Annotated in this window: 15 protein-coding genes; 4 read left to right on the top strand and 11 right to left on the bottom strand. The window is 72.9% G+C overall.

The window, feature by feature from the left end; all coding sequences use genetic code 11:
- Nucleotides 1-110 precede the first annotated feature (110 nt).
- Nucleotides 111-701, bottom strand: a complete 591-nt coding sequence (locus AB8735_RS26935; RefSeq protein ID WP_344030767.1) for a hypothetical protein — start codon at nt 699-701, stop codon at nt 111-113.
- Between the two features lie 177 nt (nt 702-878).
- Nucleotides 879-2294, bottom strand: coding sequence for a proline--tRNA ligase (gene proS, locus AB8735_RS26930; protein WP_344030769.1), 1416 nt, complete (start codon nt 2292-2294; stop codon nt 879-881).
- 283 nt (nt 2295-2577) lie between these two features.
- Here proS and AB8735_RS26925 point away from each other — a divergent pair, with 283 nt between their 5' ends.
- Complete coding sequence (locus AB8735_RS26925) at nt 2578-3402, top strand: class I SAM-dependent methyltransferase (protein ID WP_372409931.1); 825 nt, start codon at nt 2578-2580, stop codon at nt 3400-3402.
- Between the two features lie 55 nt (nt 3403-3457).
- Here AB8735_RS26925 and ffh read toward each other — a convergent pair whose 3' ends face one another.
- The 5 genes from ffh to AB8735_RS26900 form a co-directional block, all read right to left on the bottom strand.
- Nucleotides 3458-5002 carry a signal recognition particle protein gene (ffh, locus tag AB8735_RS26920; RefSeq protein ID WP_344030773.1) on the bottom strand — a complete coding sequence of 515 codons (1545 nt, stop codon included), beginning with the start codon at nt 5000-5002 and terminating at the stop codon, nt 3458-3460.
- Nucleotides 5003-5271: 269 nt separating this feature from the next.
- Nucleotides 5272-7689, bottom strand: a complete 2418-nt coding sequence (locus tag AB8735_RS26915) for a [protein-PII] uridylyltransferase (protein WP_372409929.1) — start codon at nt 7687-7689, stop codon at nt 5272-5274.
- A 22-nt stretch (nt 7690-7711) separates the two neighbouring features.
- Nucleotides 7712-8050: a P-II family nitrogen regulator gene (locus AB8735_RS26910; protein ID WP_344030777.1), complete on the bottom strand. Its 339-nt coding sequence runs from the start codon at nt 8048-8050 to the stop codon at nt 7712-7714.
- Nucleotides 8047-9321: an ammonium transporter gene (locus AB8735_RS26905; RefSeq protein ID WP_344030779.1), complete on the bottom strand. Its 1275-nt coding sequence runs from the start codon at nt 9319-9321 to the stop codon at nt 8047-8049. Before AB8735_RS26905 ends, AB8735_RS26910 begins: the two co-directional genes overlap by 4 nt.
- Before the next feature lie 319 nt (nt 9322-9640).
- Nucleotides 9641-11155 carry a hypothetical protein gene (locus tag AB8735_RS26900; protein WP_344030780.1) on the bottom strand — a complete coding sequence of 505 codons (1515 nt, stop codon included), beginning with the start codon at nt 11153-11155 and terminating at the stop codon, nt 9641-9643.
- A 447-nt stretch (nt 11156-11602) separates the two neighbouring features.
- Here AB8735_RS26900 and AB8735_RS26895 point away from each other — a divergent pair, with 447 nt between their 5' ends.
- Entirely contained in the window at nt 11603-12274 is a 672-nt protein-coding gene (locus AB8735_RS26895; RefSeq protein ID WP_344030782.1) for a bifunctional DNA primase/polymerase, read from the top strand.
- A 93-nt stretch (nt 12275-12367) separates the two neighbouring features.
- On the opposite strand, the gene ftsY is transcribed toward AB8735_RS26895, so the two are convergent.
- Nucleotides 12368-13603 (bottom strand): signal recognition particle-docking protein FtsY, encoded by a 1236-nt coding sequence (ftsY, locus tag AB8735_RS26890; RefSeq protein WP_372409926.1) that lies wholly within the window; start codon nt 13601-13603, stop codon nt 12368-12370.
- A gap of 231 nt (nt 13604-13834) precedes the next feature.
- Between ftsY and AB8735_RS26885 the strand changes: the two genes are divergently transcribed.
- Nucleotides 13835-15325 carry a cytosine permease gene (locus AB8735_RS26885; RefSeq protein WP_372409924.1) on the top strand — a complete coding sequence of 497 codons (1491 nt, stop codon included), beginning with the start codon at nt 13835-13837 and terminating at the stop codon, nt 15323-15325.
- 136 nt (nt 15326-15461) lie between these two features.
- Nucleotides 15462-16556: an aminotransferase class I/II-fold pyridoxal phosphate-dependent enzyme gene (locus AB8735_RS26880; RefSeq protein WP_372409922.1), complete on the top strand. Its 1095-nt coding sequence runs from the start codon at nt 15462-15464 to the stop codon at nt 16554-16556.
- On the opposite strand, the gene AB8735_RS26875 is transcribed toward AB8735_RS26880, so the two are convergent.
- The 3 genes from AB8735_RS26875 to smc all read right to left on the bottom strand — a co-directional run bounded on the left by AB8735_RS26875 (nt 16538) and on the right by smc (nt 22580).
- Nucleotides 16538-17284 (bottom strand): serine hydrolase, encoded by a 747-nt coding sequence (locus AB8735_RS26875; protein ID WP_372409920.1) that lies wholly within the window; start codon nt 17282-17284, stop codon nt 16538-16540. The two genes, AB8735_RS26880 and AB8735_RS26875, sit on opposite strands and share 19 nt — an antisense overlap.
- A 108-nt stretch (nt 17285-17392) precedes the next feature.
- Nucleotides 17393-18811, bottom strand: coding sequence for a sugar porter family MFS transporter (locus AB8735_RS26870; RefSeq protein WP_372409918.1), 1419 nt, complete (start codon nt 18809-18811; stop codon nt 17393-17395).
- Between the two features lie 226 nt (nt 18812-19037).
- Entirely contained in the window at nt 19038-22580 is a 3543-nt protein-coding gene (smc, locus tag AB8735_RS26865; protein WP_372409916.1) for a chromosome segregation protein SMC, read from the bottom strand.
- Nucleotides 22581-22783 lie beyond the last annotated feature (203 nt).

Genomic DNA, 22783 nt, shown 5'->3' with positions numbered 1-22783 from the left:
TACAGCCCCCTATTGTGCCACACGCTCCCGGCCCTGCCGACCCGGGTCCGGCCGCCCGCGGGACGGCCGGGCCACGGCCCCAGGGCGTGTCCGATGGGTCGGCACGGGCCCTAGCCCACGGACATCACCTCGGGGATGCGGAACGGCTGGCCGCAGCCGCCGCACATGATCGGCGCCTGGGCGAGCACGGACGGCACGACGCGGACGTTGCGCCCGCATTCGCACACGGCCTTCACCCGCACCCCGCCGCCGGAGGACCCGTGCCGGGCGGCCGGGCCGCGGAAGGAGCGCGAGGTGTCGGCCGCGGTGGCCACCGTGTGCGCCTTGAGCGCCCGTTGGAGTCTGTCCATGGTCGGGCGGTAGCGCTTGCGCGCCTCCGGGGTGAGCACGACCAGGGAGAAGCCGCTGCTGGGATGCGGCTCGTCGCTGTGGTCGAGCCCCAGTTCCTCGGCGATCGCCAGGAACCGGCGATTGTGGTAGCGGCCGGCACGTGAGGTGTCCCGGACACCGCGGGCGGCCGCGATGCCGTGCACTGCCTCGTGCAGCAGCCTTTCGAAGGAGAGCTCGGCGCCGCACGCGGACGACGACTCCCCGATCAACGATTCGGGCGCGGCGAGATCCGGCAGCTCGGGGTGGAACCGCTGAATGTCGGCCCACGCCTGCGCCAGCTCTGCGGCGAGAACAGGTGGTGTCGTGCTCACGTCGTGACAACGAGTGGGGGCGGCCCGGTGTTCCGATACCGGGCCATCCCAAATATTTTGCACGTACCAGTCAGTATCCTGCTCTATGCAGACCCACCCGTACGCTCCCGCCAACCCGGGGCGAACCTGACCCATGGGTCAGCAACGGGCCCGGGACGCCCCCGGGCCCGCCCCGGCTCAGTACGCGCGGCCGACGATCGCGATCGCGCCCGGCTCGTCGTCCGCGTCCGGCACGCCGCCGTCCTCGGAGACCAGGCAGCGCACCGTCACCGCCTGCTCGGCCAGCTTCGCCTCGCCCTCGGCGCCCAGCGTCGCCCACGGGATACGCGCCCAGCCGCCGGCGAGCGCGGCCTCGGCGGCCTGCTCCAGCGTCGACACGTCCGAGGTGCGGGACTCGCGGCGCTCGCGGGACTGGCGCAGCAGCAGCGCCTGGTCCTCCTCCAGGACCTTGGGCAGCAGCGCGGCCAGCTCGTCGATGCGCACCGGCTCCTTTCCACCGGGGATGCGGCGGGCCAGCATCGCGGTGCCGTTCTCCAGGTCGCGCGGGCCGATCTCGATGCGCACCGGGACGCCCTTGAGCTCCCAGTCCACCGCGCGGCGGCCGAACGGGGTGTCGGTGCGGTCGTCGACCTGGACGCGGATGCCCGCGGCCTTGAGGACGTCACCGATCTCGCGGACCTTGGCGAGCACGGCCTCGTCGCCCTTGATCGCCAGGACGACGGCCTGGACCGGCGCGAGGCGCGGCGGGACGCGCAGACCGCTGTCGTCGCCGTGCGACATGATCAGACCGCCGACCATGCGGGTCGAGACGCCCCAGGAGGTCTGCCAGACCAGCTCCTGCTGCCCGTCCTTCGACAGGTACGAGGTGTTGAACGCCTTGGCGAAGTTCTGGCCCAGCTCGTGGCTGGTGCCCAGCTGCAGCGCCTTGCCGTCGCCCATCATCCCTTCGAGGGTGAGGGTGTTGATCGCGCCCGCGAAGCGCTCCTTGGGCGTCTTGCGGCCGAGCACCACGTCGATGCCGAGCACGTTGACCATGAAGTCGTAGTACACGTCGCGGTGGATGCGCGCCGCGTAGTCGCGCGCGTCCTCGTAGGTGGCGTGCGCCGTGTGGCCCTCCTGCCAGAGGAACTCGGTGGTCCGCAGGAAGACGCGCGGACGCATCTCCCAACGCACCACGTTGGCCCACTGGTTGATCAGCAGGGGCAGGTCGCGGTAGCTCTGCACCCACTTGGAGAAGTACTCGTTGATGATGGTCTCGGAGGTCGGCCGCACGACGACCGGCTCGTCCAGCTCCTTGCCGCCGCCGTGGGTGACGACCGCGAGCTCCGGGGCGAAACCCTCGACGTGCTCGGCCTCCCGCGTCAGGTACGACTGCGGGATGAACATCGGGAAGTACGCGTTGGAGGCGCCCGAGTCCTTGATCCGGGCGTCCATCTCCTGCTGCATGCGCTCCCACAGCCCGTAGCCGTACGGGCGGATGACCATGGTGCCGCGCACCGGGCCGTTGTCAGCCAGTTCGGCCTTGTTGATCAGGTCCTGGTACCAGCGCGGGAAGTCTTCCGCCTGCGGAGTGAGAATGGGAGCCTTTGCCATGGTGCGAATGGTACGGGCCCCGCACTGCCGAGTGTGAATCGTCCTGCGCGCAACCCCGCGTTCCCGGCCCGTTCAGGGTTTGCGGCTGGGTATTCCTCTCATGCGGTGTGCGGCGGCACATGCCATCGCGGGCGGACGGGAACGTATCCGCGCCTGGCCCCTGGACTCGCGGGCGGATGCGGGGTTCCCTGGCTCCGGGGGATGTTCGGCAGCGCGCACGACAGCACGTGGGGGGCGGCACTTCGGCCAGGACACCGAATTTCGGCGGATTGGGGCGCATGCGATGACACCTACGCTCGTGCGACGGCAACGGCCGTCCCCGTCGCCGCCCCGGTCGCGGGCCCGCGACTGGGCGGAAATCCAGGAACGCATGCTCGTTCCGCTCTACGAAGCGGTCCACGAGCGACTGGAAGTCGGCACGGCCACCCGGCTGCTGAGCCTGGGCTGCGGCTCGGGCCTCGCCCTGCTGATGGCGGCCGCCCGCGGCGCCCGCGTCTGCGGCATCGACACCGACGAGCGCCGGCTCGACCTCGCCCGCGAGCGGCTGGCGGCGCACCCGGCCGCCGCGACGGCCCGCCTCGGCACCGCCCCCGAGGACGTCACCGGCCCCGGCGATCCGCCGTTCACCCTGGTCACCGCCTTCGACCCGCTCTACTGCGCGGACGGCACCGCGCACGACATGGCGGCCGCCCTCGCCCGGGCCGCTGCCCGGGCCCGGCGCGGCGCGCCCGTCGTCCTGGCCGGCTGGGGCCCTCCCGAGCGCTGCGCCGCCTCGGGCGCCCTGCGGGTCGCGGCCCGGCTCGCCGACCCCATGTCCACCGCGGCGCACTGGCGCCCCAACGGCCGGGACGACCTGGAGGACCTGGCCCGGCTGGCGGGCCTCAGGCCGGACGGCTCGGGGCGGGTGGCCTGCCCGTACGGCTACGCCGACCTGGCCAGCGCGGTCCGCGGCCTGCTGTCCACGGGGGCGTTCGACGCGGCGGCGCGCACCACCGACCAGGAGCAGGTGTCCAAGGAACTCACCGAGGCCGTCCACCCCTATCTGCGGGGGGACGGAACGGTGTGGATGCCGAATGTGTTCCGCTATCTCATCGCCCGCGTGATGTAGCGCCGGGCAGCGAAAAGCCCCCGGCGGCGGGCCGGGGGCTTTCTTTCCATGAACCTCAGCCCATGAACTTCTTGAATTCGTCGGGGAGTTCGAACTTCTTGGCGTCATCGCCAGAGGGCAGGCCCAGCGGGTTGGCCGCGGCCTCTTCCCGGCGGGCGGCGGCCGCCGCCTCCTCGGCCTTGCGCTTCATCGGGTTGCCGCTCTGGCGCTTGCCCTTGGCCTGCTTCTGCTGCTTCTTCTTCTTGCCCGCGCCGCCGCCCATGCCGGGCAGGCCCGGCATTCCCGGCATGCCGCCGCCCTGGGCCATGCGCGACATCATCTTGCGCGCGTCGAAGAACCGCTCCACCAACTGCTTGACGGCGCTGACGTCCACGCCCGAACCCTTGGCGATACGGGCCCGGCGCGAGCCGTTGATGATCGTCGGGTCCTGGCGCTCGGCCGGGGTCATCGACTTGATGATCGCGGCGGTGCGGTCGACGTCGCGCTCGTCGAGGTTGTTGATCTGGTCCTTGATCTGGCCCATGCCCGGCAGCATCCCGAGCAGCTTGGAGATGCTGCCCATCTTCCGGACCTGCTCCATCTGCGCCAGGAAGTCGTCGAGCGTGAACTCCTTGGGGCCCTTCGCCAGCTTGGCCGCCATCTTCTCGGCCTCGGCCTGGCTGAAGGTCTGCTCGGCCTTCTCGATCAGGGTGAGCATGTCGCCCATGTCGAGGATGCGGGACGCCATGCGGTCCGGGTGGAACGCGTCGAAGTCGTCCAGCTTCTCGCCGTTGGAGGCGAACATGATCTGCTTGCCGGTGACGTGCGCGATGGAGAGCGCGGCACCACCGCGGGCGTCGCCGTCGAGCTTGGAGAGCACGACGCCGTCGAAGCCCACGCCGTCGCGGAAGGCCTCGGCGGTGTTGACCGCGTCCTGACCGATCATGGCGTCGACGACGAACAGCGTCTCGTCCGGGGTGACGACGGCCTTGATGTCCGCGGCCTGCTGCATCATCTCGGTGTCGATGCCGAGACGGCCGGCGGTGTCCACGATCACGATGTCGTGGACCTTGGACTTGGCGTACTCGATCGAGTCCTTGGCGACCTGGACCGGGTCGCCCACGCCGTTGCCCGGCTGCGGCGCGTAGACCGCGACGCCGGCGCGCTCGGCGACGACGCTCAGCTGGTTGACGGCGTTGGGGCGCTGGAGGTCACAGGCGACGAGCAGCGGGCTGTGCCCCTGCTTCTTCAGCCAGAGACCGAGCTTTCCGGCGAGGGTGGTCTTACCGGCGCCCTGGAGACCGGCGAGCATGATGACGGTGGGGGCGGTCTTGGCGAAGCGGAGGCGGCGGGTCTCGCCGCCGAGGATGCCGACGAGCTCGTCGTTGACGATCTTGACGACCTGCTGGGCCGGGTTGAGGGCCTTGGAGACCTCTTCGCCGCCCGCCCGCTCCTTCACCTGCTTGATGAAGGCCCGGACCACCGGCAGGGCGACATCGGCCTCGAGCAGGGCGATGCGGATCTCGCGGGCGGTGGCGTCGATGTCCGCCTCGGACAGCCGCCCCTTGCCGCGCAGGGATTTGAACGTCGCACTCAGGCGGTCGGAGAGGGTATCGAACACGGCGCTCGTCGGTCCTCGGGGTCGGGGGCGGGTGGGAATCGCCCTCCAGGGTATCCGCACCCGGGATGGAGGGAGCCCCGGTCCCGCCCTTTCACCGTTTCCCCGGGGAGACCCCGGACCCCAACTGCCCTTCGGGCAGTGTCCTCAAGTGCCGGACGGGCTGATTCAGCCCGTCCGGCACTTGAGGACAAGCGGCGAAGCCGCGATACGGGGCCCGGGGCGTAGCCCCGGAAGAAACGGTGAAAGGGCGGGACCGGGGCACACCCCCCTCACCCCAGCACCCGCTCCACCGCCCCCGCCACAGCGACCGCCTCCCGCTCCCCGAGCGGGTCCCCACCCGCCCCCGTCACATAGAACGCATCCACCACACTCCCACCCAACGTCGACACATACGCACCCCGCACCCACACCCCCGCCCCCTCCAACGCCCGCCCGATCCGGTACAGCAGACCGGGGGCGTCCTCCGCCCGGACCTCCAGCACCGTCGCCGACCGCGAGCCGCCCTCCGCGACGGTCACCGAGGGCGGGGGCACGGCACCCCGGCGGCGGCCCGCGTACGCGGCCTCGCGCTCCGCCAGCCGGGCCTCGACGTCCAGCGAGCCGTCCAGCGCCCGGACCAGATCGCTCCGCAGCCGGGAAGCCTCCGGCAGCTCGCCGTACTCCGTCGCGACCCGCCACCGCAGCAGCAGAACGCCGTCCACGGCCCGTACGTCGGCCGCGCGCACCGTCAGCCGGTGCAGCGCGAGAACCCCGGCCGCGGCCGGGAGCACGCCCGGCTGGTCCGGCACGGCGAGCAGCAGCTCGGCACCGTCCTCGTGGGCGGACAGCCTCACCACCGGCCCGCCGGACGCCCGCGCCTCCGCCGCCGCCGGCCGCAGCCGGCCGTCCATCGGCGGCGCCGCGTCCGCCCGCTCCACGACCGGCTCGCCCGCGAGCACCGCCCCGGCCCGCCGGACGAGGCCGTCCACGAGCGACGCCCGCCAGACGCTCCACGCCGCCGGCCCGGTGGCCAGCGCGTCGGCCTCGGTGAGGGCGTGGAGCAGCTCCAGCGTCCCGGTGTCCGCGACCGCGTCGGTGACCGCGCGGACCGTCGCCGGGTCGTCGAGGTCGCGCCTGGTCGCGGTCTCGACGAGGAGCAGATGGTGGCGGACGAGGGTGGCGACGACGGACGCGTCCTCGGCGGCGAAGCCGATCCGCAGGGCCACGTCCCGGGCGACGGCCTCGCCCTCGACCGAGTGATCGCCGTCGCTCCCCTTGCCGATGTCGTGCAGCAGCGCCGCGACGAGCAGCAGATCCGGCCGGGCGACGCGGCGCGCGAGGGCCGCGGCCCGGACGCAGGTCTCGACGAGGTGCCGGTCGACGGTCCAGCGGTGGACGGCGTTGCGCTGCGGACGGTGGCGGACCCGCTCCCACTCGGGCAGGAGCCGGGAGACGACGCCCTCCGACTCCAGCGCCTCCCAGGCAGCGACGGTGTGCTCGCCGGCGCCGAGCAGGGTGACGAGCCGCTCGCGCGCCTCGGCGGGCCACGGCACGGGCAGCGGCCCGGCGGCCGCGAGCCGCCGCACGGTGTGGGGGGCCAGCGGCAGCCCGGCCCGCGCGGCCGCGGCCGCGGCGCGCAGGGGCAGGACGGGGTCGCGGTCGGGCCGCGCGGTCCGGGCGAGGACCGCCTCGCCGTCCTGCTCGACGACGCCCTCGGCGAGCGGCAGGCGCTCGGGCTCGACGAACCCGCCGCGCCCCCCGAGCCCGCCGAGGACCCTGCGCACCCGGGGCCGTCCGGAGCGGGCGCGCAGCACCCGGCCGACCTCGCGCCAGGTGACGTCGCCCGCGTAGGAGACGGTGGCGGCGGCCCGGTAGACGCGGCTCAGCAGGGCGTCGGCGCCGGGGAGGCCGAGGGCGGCGGCGACCTGGTCCTGCTCCTGCAGGGTCAGGCGGTCGGTGGCCCGGCCGGTGGTCCGGTGGAGGGCGTCGCGGGTGTCGAGGAGCAGGGTGCGGGCCTCCTCCAGGCCCTGGCGGGGGGCGTCGGCGAGCCAGGAGGCGGCGACGGCGCGCAGCGCGGTGACGTCCCGCAGGCCGCCGCGGGCCTCCTTGAGGTCGGGTTCGAGGAGGAAGCGCAACTCGCCCTGGCGGGCGGCCCGTTCCTCGCACAGCTCGCGCAGTTCGGGCAGCCGGCGGGGGGCCTGGGCGCGCCAGTCGGCGTAGGCGGCGGTGCGCAGGGCGGTGGTGAGGGCGGGGTCGCCGGCGAGGTGGCGGGCGTCGAGGAGGCCGAGGTGGACCTTGAGGTCGTCGGCGGCCGTGGCACGGGCCCCGGCGGGGGTGCGGACCGCGTGGTCGAGGGCGAGGCCCATGTCCCAGACGGGGTACCAGACGCGGTCGGCGACGGCGGCGACCCGGGCGGGGTCGGCGCCGGGGTGGTGCAGCAGGAGGAGGTCGAGGTCGCTTCGGGGGGAGAGCTCGCCCCGGCCGTAGCCGCCGACGGCGACCAGGGCGACGTCGTGGGCGCGGCCGAGGAGGGCGCCGAGCCACCCGTCGGTGAGGCGGGCGAGCGCGGTGCGCAGCGCGGGCCCGGCGGGCGCCTCCCCGGGTTTCCCGGGCTCCCCGGGCTCCCCGGTGAGGAGGCGGAGCCGGGCCGCGGCATAGCTTCCGGGGTCCGTCGGGGTGTCGGTGGCCCGCAGGCCGGTGTGCGTCAACTCGGCTCCCTCCTCGGGTGGTTCACAGAGCGTCGGAGCCGCGCTCGCCGGTGCGGACGCGGACGACCGTCTCGACGGGGACGACCCAGACCTTGCCGTCGCCGATCTTTCCGGTGCGGGCGGTGGTGACGATGACGTCGACGACGTCGGGGGCGTCCTGGTCCTCGACGAGGACCTCTATGCGGGTTTTGGGGAGGGTGTCGATGCGGTACTCGGCCCCGCGGTAGACCTCGGTGTGGCCGCGCTGCCGCCCGTGTCCCTGGACCTCGGTGATGGTCAGGCCCTGGATGCCGAACCGCTGGAGGGCATCCTTGATGTCGTCCACGCGGTGCGGCTTGACGACGGCGGTGACGAGCTTCATGCGTCCACCTTCTTGTGGTGCTGGGGTGCTTCTTGCGAGGTCGGGGAGGTGTCGCGCGTCGCGGTGCCGCCGACGGCGCTGTGGTCGTAGGCCGTCTCGGCGTGGAAGGCCCGGTCGAGGCCGGCGACCTCGTCGTCCTCGGCGGCGCGGAAGCCGATGACCTTGTCCACGAGCTTGGCGAGCAGCCAGGAGACGGTGAAGGAGTAGGCGAGGACGGCGAAGGCGCCGGCGGCCTGGCGGCCGAGCTGGACGGCGCCGCCGACGCCGTCCACCGCGAGGAGCCCGACGAGGAGGGTGCCGAGGAGGCCGCCGACGAGGTGGACGCCGATCACGTCGAGGGAATCGTCGTAGCCGAGCCGGAACTTGAGGCCGACGGCCCAGGAGCAGACGGCTCCGGCGACGACGCCGATGAGGAGGGCGCCGAAGGCGTTCACGGCGGCGCCGGAGGGGGTGATGGCGACGAGGCCGGCGACGGCTCCGGAGGCGGCGCCGAGGGTGGTGAACGCGCCGTGCCGTACGCGCTCGTAGGCGAGCCAGCCGAGCATGGCGGCGCCGGTGGCGACCTGGGTGTTGAGGGCCATGTTCGCCGCGGTGCCGTTGGCGGCGAGCGCGGAGCCGGCGTTGAAGCCGAACCAGCCGAACCAGAGGAGTCCGGCGCCGAGCATCACCAGCGGGAGGCTGTGGGGGCGCATGGGGTCCTTGCGGAAGCCGATGCGCTTGCCGACGACGAGGAGGGCGGCGAGCGCCCCGACGCCGGCGTTGATGTGGACGGCCGTGCCGCCGGCGAAGTCGATCACCTTGAGTTTGAAGAGCCAGCCGCCGGGCTGCCAGACCCAGTGGGCGACCGGGAAGTAGACGACGGTGACCCAGAGGGTGATGAACAGGCACCAGGCACTGAACTTCACCCGGTCCGCGAGGGCGCCGCTCATCAGGGCGGGGGTGATCACCGCGAACATCATCTGGAAGAGGGCGAACGCGAAGACCGGGATGCCCTCCTTGCCGCCGGTGAGGGTGTCGGGCCGGATGCCCTTGAGCCCGATGTGGTCCAGGTTGCCCAGGAGACCGGCGCCGATGTCGTCCCCGAAGGCCAGCGAGTAGCCGAAGAGGACCCAGAGCACGGTGACGATGCCGAGCGAGACGAAGGACATCATCAGCATGTTCAGAGCGCTCTTCACCCGGACCATGCCGCCGTAGAAGAAGGCCAGGCCCGGGGTCATCAGCATCACCAGCGCGGCGCTGATCAGGACGAACGCGGTGTCCGCTGCATTCACGACCATGTCTCCTCGCGGGTGGGGCCCGTGCCCCCGTGCGCGAGGGGTCCATGGCGGGCCGGTGTGGCCACGAGGCTGACGCAGTGCCGTTTCGGCCAGGACAGACGGCTGTTTCGGGCCGGTGACGAAGGCGGTCCGTGTGTTACGGCACGGTGAACGCCGCACGCCCTCCGTCCCTGCCGCCCCCGGGGACACGGGTTCCGGGAGCGCGGGTCCGGCCGCGGCGACCGCCCGGCGTGACCGGCGTGGGGGAGCCGAGTCGGGCTGTACGGGAGGGTCGCCGCGACCGGGGTCGAGGGGCCGGGAGGGGCCCGGCAGGTCACACCGCGTGGGCCGCCTCGGATTCCGGCAGCTGGAGGGAGAGCTGCTCGGTCAGGTCGCGCACCTCGGTGACGCCGCCGAAGTCGCGCCGGGCGGTGCCGGCGGTCTTCCGGAGGCGGTTGTTGACCCGCTCGGAGCGGACCTGCTTGGCGATGCGGAGCGCCTTGCCCAGGTGCGCCGTGGACTCCTCCGGCTCGCGCTCCATCAGGTCCACGGTGGCCAGGCCGATGAGGTTGAGGGCGTACGAGCGCTGGTGCTCGCCGTCCTCCTCGAAGAGGGTGACCGCCCGCTCCATCTTGGGGCGGGCGAGCGAGGCGTACGTGGGGCTGCGGCCCGCGACATAGGCGAGGTCGCGGAAGGAGTGGGCGTTCTCCGCGTTGAGCTCGGCCTCGGAGAAGAAGCTGATCCAGTCGGGATCGGCATCGCGGGCGGTGCAGTCGGAGAAGCAGTCCTCGGCCATGCCCACGGCCCGTTTGCACTTGGCGGGCTGGCCCATGCTCGCGTACGCGCGGCCTTCCATCGCATACAACATGGCCTGGGTGCGGGACGTGGCCGTCTCCCGCGATCCGTACTGCCCGAGGTGGATCAGCTCCAACGCGTCCTCGGGGCGGCCGAGATGGATCATCTGGCGGCTCATGCTGGAGAGGATGTACGAGCCGAGGGGGCGGTCGCCCGCCTCCTTGGCCGCGTGCAGCGCCAGCACGAAGTACTTCTGGGCGGTGGGGTGCAGGCCGATGTCGTAGCTCATCCAGCCCGCCAGCTCGGCCAGTTCGGCCGCGACCTTGAACAGCCGCTTGGACGTCTCGTCGGGCTGGGGCTCCTGGAGCAGGTCGGTGACCTCGTGGAGCTGGCCGACGACGGCCTTGCGGCGCAGCCCGCCGCCGCACTGGGCGTCCCAGGCGCGGAACATCCGGGTGGTGGACTCCAGGAGGTCGAGCTCGGGCTTGGACAGCCGGGCACGCCGGGAGACGGCCTCGGCGGCCGGCTCGCCCGGGACGGACGGGGTGGGCACCAGCCAGCGCTGCAGGGGCTCGATGAGGGCGGGGCCGGCGGAGAGCGCGAGCGAGGTGCCGAGAAAGCCCCGGCGGGCCAGCATCAGATCGCTGCGGGAGAACTCGCTGATCAGCTCGACGGTCTGGGGGGCGGCCCAGGGCAGGTCGACGCCCGAGACGGACGGCGACTGGTGGGCCGGGCGCAGGCCGACGTCCTCCACGCCGACGACGCAGCCGAACCGTTCGGAGAAGAGCTCGGAGAGGATCTTGGGGATGGGCTCGCGGGGCTGCTCGCCGTCGAGCCAGCGGCGCACCCGGGAGGTGTCCGTGCTGATGTGGTGGGCGCCCAGCTGCCGGGCGCGGCGGTTCACCTGGCGCGCCAGCTCCCCCTTGGACCACCCGCTGCGCAGGAACCAGGAGTTGAGCTGCTCGTTGGGACGCTTCTCCGGTTTGTCGCCGCCGGGCCGCCCGGCCCCGGCCGAACCCCCGGCACCGCCCGTGCCGCCGACGCTGCCGTCCACTGGAACGCCCCCATCCCGACCGTTTGCTCCCGCGCTTCCCGTGCGCGGAGCCACCTGATGTACGAACCGCCGGCGCCCCGCGCCGGTCACCTGGCCGCGGCGCGGCTCCTCCCCCACGGAGCAGTGGGGGCCGCCACTCGCGGTTCACACACCGAAAGTAATCCTACGATCACGGTCGAAGCGAGCTCCGTCCAGTAATCGCCACCATTCGCCACCCCAAGGAATGAACTCCCGGCCCACTCGGCACGATTGACTTGACGCGCACAGCGAATACCGGCGGACAAGGCCGTGAAGAAGAGGCGGACAGTTGCGCGCCATGGCGCGCGCAGCAGGTCGCACCACCTGCCGCACACCGTCACGCCGTCGCGAAGCAGGTCGTCCACGACCGTAAGTGTCCGGGAAACTCCGACCCGTAACCAACCGCGAACAGGACCCGTTGGAGGGGGCATGGGCTTCACAATCGGCGGCATCCGGGATCTGCGTTCGGGCTCTCGGCGCCGGGGCCGCGCGTCCGGATCCGTGACGACCGTCGCGGAGTACACCGGGTTGTGGGGCTGGGACGTGACGCCCGGTGCCCACGCGGTGCGCGGCGGCCAGCAGATCACCTGCTCGTGCGGCGCCGTCGACTGTCCCGCCCCCGGCGCCCATCCGCTCCCCCTCGTCCCCCCGGTCCCGGCGGGCGCCACGCTGGACGAGGCCACGGCGGCCTGGTCCCGGGTGCCGGGCGCGGCCGTACTGCTGCCCGTGGGGCGGTCGTTCGACGTGCTGGAGGTCGCCGAGGCGGCCGGGCGGCACGCGCTGGCCCGGCTGGAGCGGATGGGCCTGCCGCTCGGCCCGGTGGCCCTCACCCCGCACGGCCGCGCGCAGTTCTTCGTCGCCCCCGGAGCCGCCGCCGAACTCCCCCGGCTGCTCTACCGGATGGGCTGGGACGACGCCCGGCTCGATCTGCACGGCCTGGGCCTCGGCGACCACGTCACCGCGCCGCCCTCGGACTTCGCCGGCCTCGGCCCGGTGCGCTGGCTGCGCGCCCCGGCCCTCGACACGGCCTACCGGCCGCCGGAGGCCCGGCTGTTGCTCGGCACCCTCGCCTACGTCTGCCACCGCTCGGGCACCGTCTGACCCGTACGTCCCCCACGCACCCCCGCCCACACGAACGGGCCCTGCCGCAACCCCACCTGCGACAGGACCCGTTACCGGTTCGGGAGCGTGCGCTCAGTCCCCGATCAGCGCGTCGACGAACGCCTCCGGCTCGAAGGGCGCGAGGTCGTCCGCCCCCTCGCCCAGGCCCACCAGCTTCACGGGCACGCCCAGTTCGCGCTGGACGGCCACGATGATGCCGCCCTTGGCGGTGCCGTCGAGCTTGGTGAGGACGACACCGGTGATGTTGACGACCTCGGCGAAGACCCGGGCCTGCACCAGGCCGTTCTGCCCGGTGGTGGCGTCCAGCACCAGCAGCACCTCGTCCACCGAGCCGTGCTTCTCCACGACGCGCTTGACCTTGCCCAGCTCGTCCATGAGCCCGGTCTTGGTGTGCAGCCGGCCGGCGGTGTCGATGAGGACGACGTCCGCGCTCTCGGCGATGCCCTCCTTGACCGCGTCGAAGGCGATCGAGGCCGGGTCGCCGCCCTCGGGGCCGCGCACCGTGCGGGCGCCGACCCGCTCGCCCCAGGTCTGCAGCTGGTCGGCGGCCGCGGCGCGGAAGGTGTCCGCCGCGCCGAGGACGACGGACTTGCCGTCGGCGACCAGGACGCGGGCGAGCTTGCCGGTGGTGGTGGTCTTGCCGGTGCCGTTGACGCCGACGACCATCACGACACCGGGCTTCTCCTCGCCGTCGGGGCCGACCCCGGGCTCGGTGTGCACGCTGCGGTCGGTGTCGGTGCCGATCAGCGCAAGCAGTTCCTCGCGCAGCAGGCCGCGCAGCTCCTCGGGGGTCCGGGTGCCGAGCACCTTCACGCGCTCGCGCAGCCGCTCGACCAGCTCCTGCGTGGGCGCGACGCCGACGTCGGCGGTCAGCAGGGTGTCCTCGATCTCCTCCCAGGTGTCCTCGTCGAGGTGCTCGCGGGAGAGCAGGGTCAGCAGCCCCTTGCCCAGCGAGTTCTGCGAACGCGACAGCCGGGCCCGGAGCCGGACCAGCCGGCCCTCGGTGGGCTCGGGCACCTCGATCTCGGGCGCGGCCGGGGCCTCGGGGGCGGCCGGCTCGACGACGGGCTCCTCCACCGCCGGCTCCTCGGCCGGCGGCAGCTCCACCTCCTCGACGGTGCGGCGCTTCTCTTCGCTCGGGGCCTCGGCCTCCTCGCCGACGTGGGGCTCGGCGGGCGGCGCGGTGACGGACGGGCTGCTCGGCGGCGCCGGGGGCAGCTGCTTCTTCTTGCGGCTGCTCACCACGAGCCCGCTGATCGCGCCGAGCGCGACCACAGCGATGACTACGGCAAGGATGACGATTTCCATAACGCACCCAGTATCGGACACCTCGGCGGCCGCGGGCGGCGGTGCGCCGGGGTGCACCCGAGGAGGGCCGTATTTGTGCGTTGCCACAAGGACTAATGGCACTAACCGGCCAAAGTTAGATCAAAGTACGATGGCCGAGGTTCACGCCACGCGCGTAGAGTCCCAACGTCCCATTCTGTCCAGGCCCCGCCCTGCAACACCCCGCTCGGAGCCCCCGATATGGCCCCCACCATGGACAACGCTGCCGAAGGCGCCAACGTGTCCAGCGTCGATGCCGCCGCGAGCGCCATCGAGACCCGCGGCATCGAACCCGTACCGGACCACGAACGGCACGGCCGGGTCCGGGAGCTCTTCCCGACCTGGGTCGCCGCCAACATCAGCGTGCTGCTGCTCACCATGGGCGCGGCGCTGATCGTCTTCAACTCGCTGAACTTCTGGCAGGTCCTGATCGTCGCGCTGTGCGCGGCGGCGGTGTCCTTCGGTCTGGTCGGCGTCCTGTCGGTCTCCGGCAAGTGGGGCGGCGCCCCGGGCGCGATGCTCTCCCGCGCGACCTTCGGCGTCCGCGGCAACCTCTTCCCGGGCGCGATCCTGTGGGTCGCCCGCTTCGGCTGGGAGACCATCAACGCGGTCACCGGCGCCTACGCCGTCCTGACCGTGCTCGACCTGGTCCTCGGCGTCCACAGCAACACGGTGCTCATCGTCGTGACGCTGTTCGCCTTCGTCGCCTGCACGTTCCTGGTGAGCGGCATGGGCCGCAAGGCGCTGAACGTCTGCAACAAGTGGTCCACGTACCTCTTCGGCGTCTTCAGCGTCCTGGTGCTCGGCTACCTGATCGTCCACATGGACTGGAACGACGTCTTCTCCAAGCCCGCGGGCTCCACGGCCATGATGATCGCCGGCATCGGCACCATCGCCGCGGGCGGCATCAGCTGGGTGCCCACCGGTCCGGACTTCGCGCGCTACCTGCCGCACGCCGCCTCCGGCAAGAAGATCGTCGGCGTGACGGTCTCGGGCGCGGGCATCGTCATGGTCCCGATGGTCCTCATGGGCGCGGTCATGGCCGTCTCCACCCCGGACCTCGCCAAGGCGCAGGACCCGGTCTCCTTCCTCGGCGACCTGCTGCCGACCTGGCTGGCCGTGCCGTACCTGATCACCGCCATCGTGGGCATGCTGCTGATCAACAGCCTCTCGATGTACTCGGCCGGCTTCACCGCCCAGACCATGGGCGTCAAGCTGCCGCGCGCCGCGGCGGTCAGCATCAACGCGATGATCTCGCTGGTCGGCGGTCTGATGCTGATGCTGGTGGCGAAGAGCTTCCTCAGCTCCTTCATCACCTTCCTGATCCTGCTGGCGGTCTCCTTCTCCGCCTGGATCGGCGTCTACGCGGTGGACATGGCCCGCCGCAAGTCCCGCGCCGTGCGCTACGACGCGGAGGCCCTGATGGACACCGGCCGCACCAGCCGCTACTGGTACGCGGGCGGCTTCTGCTGGCAGGCCATGACCGCCTGGGCCGTGGCCCTGCTCGCGGGTCTGGCCTTCACCGACTGCGCCTGGTTCTCCGGCCCGCTGGCGACCACGTTCATCGGCAAGTACGGCCTGGGCTGGGCCGCGACGATCGTCATCTCGGCCGCCGTGATGGCCGTCCTGCCGACGCCGCGCGAGAACGCTCCGGAGCCGTCGGAGGCCCCCGACGCCGCCGAGCGCGAGAAGGTCGCCGCGTAGCGGACACCCGCGTCGCACGGACGCCCTCCGTACCGGATCCCGGTGCGGAGGGCGTCCGTCGTTCCGCCGCGGGGTTGTTGGGGCCCCCGCGAGCCGTGACACTGGGAGGCGACCGGAGCCGCCTGTGAATGCGGGGATGCCCGTGACGCCGTCGTTGTTCTGCATGCTGGAGTGGCACGAACGGATCGAGGCCGAGCGGCGGCAGCCGGGGGCCCGGGTCTTCGTCTCCGACTACAACGGCGGGCACCCGTTCGTCGAGAAGTACCTCGGCGAGCTCGCCGACGCCGCGCCCTGCCGGCTGGCGGACGTCACCCGCTACTCCGCCCTGGACGAGGATGCCGTGCTGCGCGAGCGGATCGCGGAGATGCACCGGCGGTACGACGGGGCCGGCTGCACGCCCGGCCGGGTGCTGCCCGGCGGCGGGTCCAGCGCCCTCCTCGGCACCTTCGCCACCTGGCTGCTGCTGACCGGGCGCAGACGGGTGCACTACGTGGCGCCGGTCTACTACAAACTCGCCTTCCTCTTCAGGCGCATGGGCATCGAGCCCGTCCCGGTCGCCCGCGGCCACGCCCACCAGCCGGAGTTCGACCTGCGCCTGCCCGCGGAACGGACCGTCCTCGTACTCACCGACCCGGTCTGGTACGCGGGCCGGCGCGTCCCCGCCGGTGTGGTGCGGCGGATCGCGGACTGGCAACGGGCCACCGGATCCCTGGTGTTCGTCGACGGGACGTTCCAGTACATGCGCTGGGACGGGGGGCGCCGCGAGGAGACGGCGCACCTGCCGGCCGAGCTGACCCTGCGCATGGTGTGCCCCACCAAGTACCTGTCGATCCACGGCTACCGCTGCGCGCATCTGCTCGTCCCCCTGCATCTGCGCGAGGAGTTGGCCGAGCTGCACCTCAATCTGCATGGGGACGTGGCGGTTTCCGACCGTCTCTTCGCCCGTCGCGCGGCCGATCTGATGCTGGGCGAGGGCAACGCCGCGCTGGTGCAGCACATCCGCGACAACCACCGCACGCTGACCGCCAGTGGCGCGCTCGCCGCGCAGCTGCCCGTCGAGGCCGGCTTCTTCCTCTTCGCCCGGCCCCGGGTGCCCTCCCGCTGGTTCCTGGCGCTGGACGGGAAGTTCTTCGAACTCGACGGACATCCCGGGTACATCCGCGTCAACCTGCTCAACCGGCCGGGGATCGAGGCCCTGATGACCGCCGCCGGTCAGGTCGCGAGCGCGTGACGGCGGTGCCAGACCCCGGCCGAGATCCGTGCCAGCAGCCGGGCGGCGGGGTCGTGCACCGCGTCCCCCGAGGCGAGCGGCCCGCTGTAGCAGACGGCGATCGTGTACGGTTCCGCGTCCGGGGGGCGGACCACCGCGGCGCTGTGCCGCAGGCCGGGGAACCAGCCGTTCTTGCCCGCCAGCCGGGTGCCCGGCGGCAGGCCCGCGGCCAGGTCCACGCGGTGGACGTTGCCCTCCAGCAGGGCGAGGACCGCGGGTTCCAGCGACTCCAGCAGCCGGACCAGGTCCCGGGCGGTGACCCGGTTGTGGACGCCCGCGGCGCGGCCCGGATAGTCCTCGATGCCGCGCGGGCTGCCGCTGCCGGTCGCGCCGGCCCGCCGCCACACCTCGGCGACGGCCTCGTGCCCCGCCTCGGCCAGACAGAGATTGGTGGCCAGGTTCGAGGAGTGCGTGACCATCCGCCCGGCGAGCCAGCGCAGGGTCGCGGTGCCGCCCAGCAGCTCCCAGGGCAGCGGATCGCTGTCCTGGGCGCGGTCGTTGGCGTAGGAGCCGCCGGCCACGGAGACGAACCGGTCGACGACAGGGACGCGCCGGTCCAGGTCCGTACCGCTGCGGTGCAGCGCCGCGAGCACGGCCATCTTCATGGTGCTGGCGGCGTCGTGCGGCACGTCCGCGTTCCGTTCGATCACCGGGGCGCGCCGCCGGGGTGCCACGACGAGGGAGAGCACACCTCATCGTAGGAGCGGCCCGGGCCCGCCGCCCGCCGGACGAGCGAAGAGGCCGCCCCGGCACAAGCGGGGCGGCCTCTTCGAGGAGACGGGCGGCGGGGGGGGTTGTCAGCCCATCTCCTCCAACGCCTTGCCCTTGGTCTCCTTGACGTACTTGAGCACGAAGGGGATCGAGAGCACGGCGAAGACCGTGTAGATGATGTATGTGCCCGACAGGTTCCACTCGGACAGGCTCGGGAAGCTCGCCGTGATCGCCCAGTTGGCGATCCACTGCGCCGACGCCGCGACGCCCAGCGCCGCCGCGCGGATCCGGTTGGGGAACATCTCGCCGAGGAAGACCCAGACGACGACACCCCACGAGAGGGCGAAGAAGAGCACGAACGCGTGGGCGGCGATCAGGGCCACCGTGCCCTGGGCGGTGGGCAGGGAGCCGTCCGCGGCCTGCGCGGAGAAGGCCCAGGCCTCCAGGGCGAGGGAGATGGCCATGCCCGCGGAGCCGACGAGGGCCAGCGGCTTGCGGCCGATCCGGTCCACGAAGATCATCGCGATCACGGTGCCGACGATGTTGATGATCGACGTCGTGAACGAGTAGAGGAACGAGTCGCTCGGGTCGATGCCCACGGACTGCCACAGGGTCGCCGAGTAGTAGAAGGCGACGTTGATGCCGACCAGCTGCTGGAAGACGGAGAGGCCGATGCCGACCCAGACGATGGGCAGCAGGCCCGCCTTGCCGCCGATGAGGTCCTTGAACGTGGACTTCTGCTCGCTGTGCATCGCGTGCTCGATCTCGGCGACGCGCGCGTCGAGGTCGATGCCCTTGCCCTCGACGTCCGCCAGGACGGCCTTGGCCTTCTCGGTGCGGCCGACGGAGATCAGGAAGCGCGGGGACTCGGGTATGACGAAGGAGAGCAGGCCGTAGAGGACCGCCGGGACGACCATGACGCCGAGCATCAGCTGCCAGGCCTCGATGCCCATGATCTTGCCGCGCTGGTCGCCGTCGGCCATGTTGAGGATGCCCCAGTTGACCAGCTGCGAGATCGCGATGCCGACGACGATCGCGGCCTGCTGGAAGGAGCCCAGGCGGCCGCGGTAGGCGGGCGGGGAGACCTCGGCGATGTAGGCCGGGCCGATGACGGAGGCCATGCCGATGGCGATGCCGCCGAGGACGCGCCAGAAGGCGAGGTCCCACAGGGCGAACGGCAGGGCGGAGCCGATGGCGCTGATGGTGAACAGGGTGGCCGAGATCTGCATCACGCGGATGCGGCCGATCCGGTCGGCGAGGCGGCCCGCGGTGGCCGCGCCGAGGGCACAGCCGATCAGCGCGATGGCGATGACCTGGGCGAGGGCGGCGGAGCCGATGTCGTACTTGTGGCGGATGCCCTCGACCGCGCCGTTGATCACGGAGCTGTCGTAGCCGAAGAGGAAGCCACCCATGGCCGCGGCCGCGGTGATGAAGATGACGTGGCCGAGGTGGTCCGGCTGGGCCTTGCGGCCCTCGGCCCCCTGCGCCATCGCAGTGCTGGTCAACGTGTACTCCTGGGCTGCCCGGCGACGTTGCCGGGAAGGTGGGGGTGGCCTTTCCAGTGGGGCACAAGATCCAAGTGCCCACCAGTTGAAGGCATAAGCGATGCAGCAGACCCTATGTCTTCATTTAGCGAAGTCAATACTTTGTGACGAAGAACCAACCCCCACGATTGGGGCACATTGGCTTCAATACTTAAAGTCGATCTTGGATGCCCGCCCGCCCCACCGGTCACCGGAGCCGCTGGCTGATCACCTTCGAGACGCCGTCGCCCTGCATGGACACGCCGTAGAGCGCGTCGGCGACCTCCATCGTCCGCTTCTGGTGGGTGATGACGATCAGCTGCGAACTCTCCTGGAGCTCCCGCATGATCCGGATCAGCCGCTGGAGATTGGTGTCGTCCAGCGCCGCCTCCACCTCGTCCATCACATAGAACGGGCTCGGCCGCGCCTTGAAGATGGCCACCAGCAGGGCGACGGCGGTCAGCGAGCGCTCGCCGCCGGACAGCAGGGAGAGCCGCTTGACCTTCTTGCCCGGCGGCCGGGCCTCCACGTCCACCCCGGTGGCCAGCATGTCGTCGGGGTCGGTGAGGACCAACCGCCCTTCACCGCCCGGGAACAGCCGGGAGAAGACGCCCTCGAACTCCCGGGCCGTGTCCCGGTACGCCGCCGTGAAGACCTCCTCGACCCGCCGGTCCACGTCCTTCACGACGTGAAGCAGGTCGGCGCGCGTCTTCTTCAGGTCCTCCAGCTGCTCGGAGAGGAACTTGTGCCGCTCCTCCAGCGCCGCGAACTCCTCCAGCGCCAGCGGGTTGACCTTGCCCAGCTGCTGATAGGCGCGCTCCGCGGCGCGCAGCCGCTTCTCCTGCTCGGCCCGGACGTACGGCACCGGGGCGAGCCCGCCCGGCTCCTCCCCCTCCGCGGGCGGCGAGGGCGGGACGGGCTGGTCCGGACCGTACTCGGCGGCCAGCGCGCCGGGTTCGATCCCGAACTCCTCCAGCGCCCGCGCCTCCAACTGCTCGATGCGCAGCCGCTTCTCGGCCCCCAGCACCTCGCCCCGGTGCACCGAGTCCGTGAGCTTGTCGAGCTCGGTCTTCAGCTCGCGGGCCCGGTTGCGCCCGGTGGCCAGCTCGGCCTCCCGCTCGGTCCGTGCGGCCTCGACGGCCTGCCGCTCCTCGTCGGCGCGGACCAGCGACAGCTCGACGTGCGCCAGCAGCTGCCGGGCCGCGGCCGCGACGGCGGCGGCGACCTGCGCCTCGTGACGCAGCCGGGCGCGCCGCCGCTCGGCGCGCGCCCGCGCCTCCCGTTCGGCACGCGCCGCGCGGTCCAGGGAATCCGCCCGCCCGGCGAGCGCCTTGACGCGCTCCTCGTGCGTCCGCAGCGCCAGGCGCGCCTCCATCTCGGTCTGGCGGGCGTTGGCTCCGTCGGCGGCGAGCCGGTCGCGGACGGAGGTGTCGGGCTCGGCCAGGGCGTCCTCCTCGCCGAGCTCCTCGGCGGCGGCCAGCCGGGCGGCCAGCTCCTCGGCCTCCTCGCCGGCCCGGACCAGCTCCTCCTCGGCCCGGGCCGCGGCGGCCGCCGCCCGCTCGGCCTCACCGGCCGCGGCGCGCGCCTGGCCCGCGAGCCGGCCGAGGTCCTGCGCGAGCCGCGACCTCTCCCGGTCGGCGCTGCCGCGCAGGGCGGACAGCTCCTCGACGAGCGCGGCGCACCGCGCCCGCTCCTCGGCCGCCACCTGCTGACCCGCGGTCAACTCGACGCAGCGGCGGTCCAGTTCGGCCAATTCGGCCGCGGCCTCGTCCACGGCCGCCTGCACCTCCAGCAGGCTGGGGGCACCGCCGGAACCGCCCTGGGCGAGGTGGGCCGCGAGCAGGTCGCCCTCGGCGGTGACGACGGTCAGCCCCGGGTGGGCGGCGACGGTCTCCTCGGCCTCCTCCAGGGTGTCCGCGACCACGACGTCGCGCAGCAACCGCCGCACGGCGGGCAGCAGTTCCGCTGGACCGGCGACGAGACCGTCGGCGTACCGGAGGCCGTCCGGCCGGCCGGCGGGGTCCGGCTCGGGCGCGCCGCCGAGCAGGAGGACGGCGCGGCCCGCGTCCTCCTTCTTGAGCAGGCGCAGCGCCTCGGCGGCGGCCGCGGGTCCCGTGACGGCGACGCCGTCGGCGGCCGCGCCGAGGGCGGTCGCTACGGGGAGTTCATGTCCGGGGGCGACGGTGAGGAGCTCGGCGGCGGGGCCCAGGAGGCCGCCCAATCGTTCCTTCGCCGACAGCAGGGCGCCCGTGCCGTCCTTGCGGCGCAGCCCGAGGGCCAGGGCATCGTGACGGGCCGTCACCGCGGCCCGGCGGCGGTCGGCGGCGGTGGCGGCCTCGCGGGCGGCCGTGAGCGCGGCGTCGGCGGCGGCCAGCTCCGCCCCGGCCCGCTCCAGACGGCCGGCCAGCTCGGCGTCGCCCTCCTCGGCGCCGTCCGCCTCGGCCCGCTGGAGCTCGTACGCGGCCTGCGCGTCCGCCGCGCGTTCACGGGCCTCGTCCCGGGCGGTGGCCAGCCGGCCGGTCTCCGCCTCGGCGGAGGCCGCCCGGCTGCGGGCGGCGGCGACCCGGCCCTGGAGCCGGGCGAGCTGTTCGCGCCGGTCGGCGAGGGCACGGGCGGCGTCGCGCAGCCGGCGCTCCTCGTCGGCCAGCCGGCGTTCGAGCTCGCCACGGTGGGCCGAGGTGTCCTCCAGGGCCCGCCCGGCGGCCTCCAGGGCGGCCTCCAGCTCGGCCTCCTGCTCGCGGATCCGCTGCGCCTCGCGTTCGAGGTCCTCGGGGTCGCGGCCGCGCCGCTCCTCGTCGGGGGCGGTGGTGGCGCTGGTGACCCGGGCGTCCGCGAGGCCGATGGTGCCGCGCACCCGCTCGGCGAGCCGGGACAGCTCGTGCCAGGTCTGCCGGGCGGCTGCCAGCCGCGGCGCGAGCTCCTCGACCTGCTGTTCCAGGGCCGCCTCCCGCCGGGCCGCGGCGCTCAGCTCGGCCTCGGCGGTGTCCCTGCGGTTCTTGAGCGCGGCCTCGTCGGCGATCTCGGCGCGCAGGGCCTCGCGCAGGGTGACCAGGTCGTCGGCGAGCAGGCGGAGGCGGGCATCGCGCAGGTCGGCCTGGATGACGGCGGCCCGGCGGGCCACCGCGGCCTGCCGGCCCAGCGGCTTGAGCTGGCGGCGCAGCTCATCGCTGAGGTCCTGGACGCGGGCGAGGTTGGCGCGCATCGCGTCGAGCTTGCGGAGCGCCTTCTCCTTGCGCTTGCGGTGCTTGAGGACGCCGGCGGCCTCCTCGATGAAGGCCCGGCGGCCGGCCGGGTCGGCGTGCAGGACGGAGTCGAGCTGGCCCTGGCCGACGATGACGTGCATCTCCCGGCCGATGCCGGAGTCGGAGAGGAGCTCCTGGATGTCCAGGAGGCGGCAGGTGTCCCCGTTGATCTGGTACTCGCTGCCGCCGTTGCGGAACATGGTCCGCGTGATGGTGACCTCGGCGTACTCGATGGGCAGCGCACCGTCGGAGTTGTCGATGGTGAGGGAGACCTCGGCGCGGCCCAGCGGCGGCCGGCCGGTCGTCCCGGCGAAGATGACGTCCTCCATCTTGCCGCCGCGCAGCGACTTGGCGCCCTGCTCGCCCATGACCCAGGAGAGGGCGTCCACGACATTGGACTTGCCCGAGCCGTTGGGGCCCACGACACAGGTGATGCCGGGCTCGAAGCGCAGGGTCGTGGCGGAGGCGAAAGATTTGAACCCGCGCAGGGTCAGGCTCTTGAGGTGCACGCGGAAGGACTCTACCGTCCGGCGGTGCCTCGTCCCCGGCCCGTGGGACCTTCCGGCGCGCCGTCGCCGGACACGGCCGACGGCATGGTTTCGCCCCGGAACGTGCAGGGCACATGTTGCGATGTGGGACGGGGGGAGAACGCGGATGAACGACGGGGGAACGAGCGGGGGTGACGCGGCGCCGCGAGACGACGAAGGGACGC

Origin of the sequence: Streptomyces luteireticuli (genome assembly GCF_041519305.1) — a bacterium.
GTDB classification, from domain to species: domain Bacteria; phylum Actinomycetota; class Actinomycetes; order Streptomycetales; family Streptomycetaceae; genus Streptomyces; species Streptomyces luteireticuli.
This window is presented reverse-complemented; position numbering and strand designations above follow the sequence as displayed.

What these genes read in the sequence shown, in the direction of transcription:
- proS (WP_344030769.1), bottom strand. Translation starts at nt 2,294, where the DNA reads ATGGCAAAGGCTCCCATTCTCACTCCGCAGGCGGAAGACTTCCCGCGC.
- AB8735_RS26925 (WP_372409931.1), top strand. Translation starts at nt 2,578, where the DNA reads ATGACACCTACGCTCGTGCGACGGCAACGGCCGTCCCCGTCGCCGCCC.
- AB8735_RS26910 (WP_344030777.1), bottom strand. Translation starts at nt 8,050, where the DNA reads ATGAAGCTCGTCACCGCCGTCGTCAAGCCGCACCGCGTGGACGACATC.
- AB8735_RS26895 (WP_344030782.1), top strand. Translation starts at nt 11,603, where the DNA reads ATGGGCTTCACAATCGGCGGCATCCGGGATCTGCGTTCGGGCTCTCGG.
- ftsY (WP_372409926.1), bottom strand. Translation starts at nt 13,603, where the DNA reads ATGGAAATCGTCATCCTTGCCGTAGTCATCGCTGTGGTCGCGCTCGGC.
- AB8735_RS26885 (WP_372409924.1), top strand. Translation starts at nt 13,835, where the DNA reads ATGGACAACGCTGCCGAAGGCGCCAACGTGTCCAGCGTCGATGCCGCC.
- AB8735_RS26880 (WP_372409922.1), top strand. Translation starts at nt 15,462, where the DNA reads ATGCCCGTGACGCCGTCGTTGTTCTGCATGCTGGAGTGGCACGAACGG.